The sequence below is a fragment of the Geminocystis sp. GBBB08 genome, assembly GCF_016743215.1.
Lineage (GTDB): Bacteria > Cyanobacteriota > Cyanobacteriia > Cyanobacteriales > Cyanobacteriaceae > Geminocystis.
Genome location: NZ_VRZC01000280.1, coordinates 1 through 2,359 on the forward strand (window position 1 = coordinate 1; position 2,359 = coordinate 2,359).

Below are 2,359 nucleotides of genomic sequence, written 5' to 3' on the forward strand. Positions count from 1 at the left end.
CTAAATGATTGGTGGCAAAATAAGGACTACAAATTTAAAGGCAAGGGGTTTAAACCCTTTGTTAAATAATAGGTAAAACATTATTTCCTATCTTTAAATATTTCACAACTGATTTAGTATTGCTATATAATAAAAAATATCAGTAAATAAGGTATAAAAAATTTAAGAAACTTTAAGAGATATTAACTTAATTTCTTTACCTTGAAGAATATTATTGCTGAATTGATCACAATTTGGGCATTGAAAAAACCATTCATCAGGTTGAAATTTTTGTTGACAATGATCACAATAACAAATAATTGGTAATGATTCTATTTTTAAAGTCGAATTTTCTGCTATTGTGCCTTTTTTTATCACATCAAAAGCAAATTTTAATGACTCGGATACAATTCCTGACATTTTACCAATATAAATAGTGATTTCTTTAATTTCTGTGGCGTTTTCTTTAGTTGCATAATCAATGGCAATTTTTAATGTGTCTTCCATTATTCCTATTTCGTGCATTTTTTATCAATAATTACTCAATTTTGTTAATAATTTCTTTAATAATTTTTAAAGCTATTTTAACGCCTTCTTTTGCTAAGTCTGATAATTCTTCCCCTAAATCAATATTTTTTACTGGAATAGTAATAAGGTAACTTTGAGGAGATTGATTATAAATTAGTTTAGTTAAATATAGCAAATATTCTGGAGTGCAATAATGCCCATATTCAGATTGATTATTAATTTCACATCTAGGTAATAAGATAGTTGTTACTTCATTATTATTCACACAAGCATCGATAAAAATAATATTAGAAAATATTGCTATTTTTTCAACTAATTCAGGAGTTAATTGATGTTGATAAATACATTTTACTTGCGATAAAGCCTCTATTTCTATCTTTTGAGCTATAATTTTTCCAACTTTATCATCATTTCGTAAACTATTTCCATAGCCGATAATTAAAAATTGATTTTCATTTTGATTCGTCATATTAACTAGCAATATTCGACAATAACTTGTTTTTGATAATTACGCAAAAGTTGAACTAAATCTTCAATTAAACTACGGCGATTTGATATATTTTTCGGTAATAAAGGATTTTGATAAAATTCATTAATTTGTTGCCCTACTAAAAAATAAATTGAGTCAGCTTCTAAAATTTCTCTAGCTAATAATACTGCCCCATTTTTAATAGTCGGTAATCTACTAATATCAAAATTACATTTAATTAAGACTTCTTTGGCTTTGGAAATTGTCAAAATTCCTTCTGTCACTAAATCTACTTCTTTCAATTTACCAATGGGAGGTAATTCTTTACTCATCGTCAGAATATCCATTTCAATGGTTTCTCCCATATAATTAGCAACAATATTACCAGTTGTGCCACCACAAATAATTTTTCTGCCTTGAAAACTCAATAATTGTTCCGCATATTCTTCATCTCTGGTAACATCTAATGGTGGTCCTGTAAAAATCATCAAAGGTTTAGGTTTACGAATATATACTCCGACAAAAGTAGCGTCATCACCTATGTAACCGTAGTATAATTTTTTAGTTTCGTTGACAATTTGTTCAATAATATAACGAGAATTAGTGGCTTTATTGCGAAAAATATTTTCCATAAATTTAGCGATATTTTCCCAACCCCATCCAAAATTCATAGTATTTCCTAATCCTGCATAAAGAATTCCATCACTAGCTGCCCCTAAAAAATCGCCTCTTTCTAGTATTCCTTGACAGGAATTAATTTTTTTATTTAATATTTGTTCTGTTTGATGTTTTAGCGGAAAAATAACACCTTTTTTAAGTAAAAAAATAGGCGGATTATCAAAATTAATTACATGAAATTTATTAGTTATATGGTTAAGGGTAATAATGGTAAAAGTAGCATAGGCAATATTTCTTACTTGACAAATAGGTAAAGTGCCAACAATGGTTTCGATAACTTCTTTTAAGGGTAAATCAGCATCAAGCATAGTAATAAGTATTTCAGTGGTTAAAGTTGCTAAAATACTAGCTTTAACACCGCTTCCTAAACCATCAGAAAGCACAATGGTACTTTTAGTTTCTGTTTTAGTAAATTTTACTTGATCACCGCACAATTCTTCATTTTGTTTGTTTAAACTATAATAATAAATATCGAAAAAATTATCTTCAATCATCAGTTTACTAATTGATTCAATAAAATATAAAGAGGCAATAATAAAATCAAGAGTTATTCATTATGAAAAATAGCTAAAAGTTTAAATAAAGTTACCTTTGTTTCTGCGGTAGTTTCCCCTAATAAACCAGCAATTTCTTGAGCAACTTTCATTTGATTATGAACAACTTTATTAACTTTTTTGATCATTTCTTCCTGCATTTCTTTCAATT

General features: G+C 27.5%; 3 protein-coding genes. All 3 read right to left on the bottom strand.

Annotation, left to right across the window (positions count from 1 at the left end; genetic code table 11):
- Positions 1–162 precede the first annotated feature (162 nt).
- The 3 genes from hypA to FWJ34_RS19190 are packed head-to-tail and all read right to left on the bottom strand — an operon-like array spanning position 163 to position 2,148.
- Positions 163–504, bottom strand: coding sequence for a hydrogenase maturation nickel metallochaperone HypA (gene hypA / locus FWJ34_RS19180; protein WP_308256926.1), 342 nt, complete (start codon positions 502–504; stop codon positions 163–165).
- Positions 505–517: 13 nt separating this feature from the next.
- Positions 518–976 carry a hydrogenase maturation protease gene (locus tag FWJ34_RS19185; RefSeq protein WP_308256927.1) on the bottom strand — a complete coding sequence of 153 codons (459 nt, stop codon included), beginning with the start codon at positions 974–976 and terminating at the stop codon, positions 518–520.
- A gap of 5 nt (positions 977–981) precedes the next feature.
- The gene (locus FWJ34_RS19190) at positions 982–2,148 is read right to left on the bottom strand and encodes a SpoIIE family protein phosphatase (protein ID WP_308256928.1); all 1,167 of its coding nucleotides are present in this window, start codon (positions 2,146–2,148) and stop codon (positions 982–984) included.
- Between the last annotated feature and the right edge of the window lie 211 nt (positions 2,149–2,359).

Bases quoted from the DNA above. Each gene is read 5' to 3' on its own strand.
- hypA (WP_308256926.1), bottom strand. From the start codon at position 504: ATGCACGAAATAGGAATAATGGAAGACACATTAAAAATTGCCATTGAT.
- FWJ34_RS19185 (WP_308256927.1), bottom strand. From the start codon at position 976: ATGACGAATCAAAATGAAAATCAATTTTTAATTATCGGCTATGGAAAT.
- FWJ34_RS19190 (WP_308256928.1), bottom strand. From the start codon at position 2,148: ATGATTGAAGATAATTTTTTCGATATTTATTATTATAGTTTAAACAAA.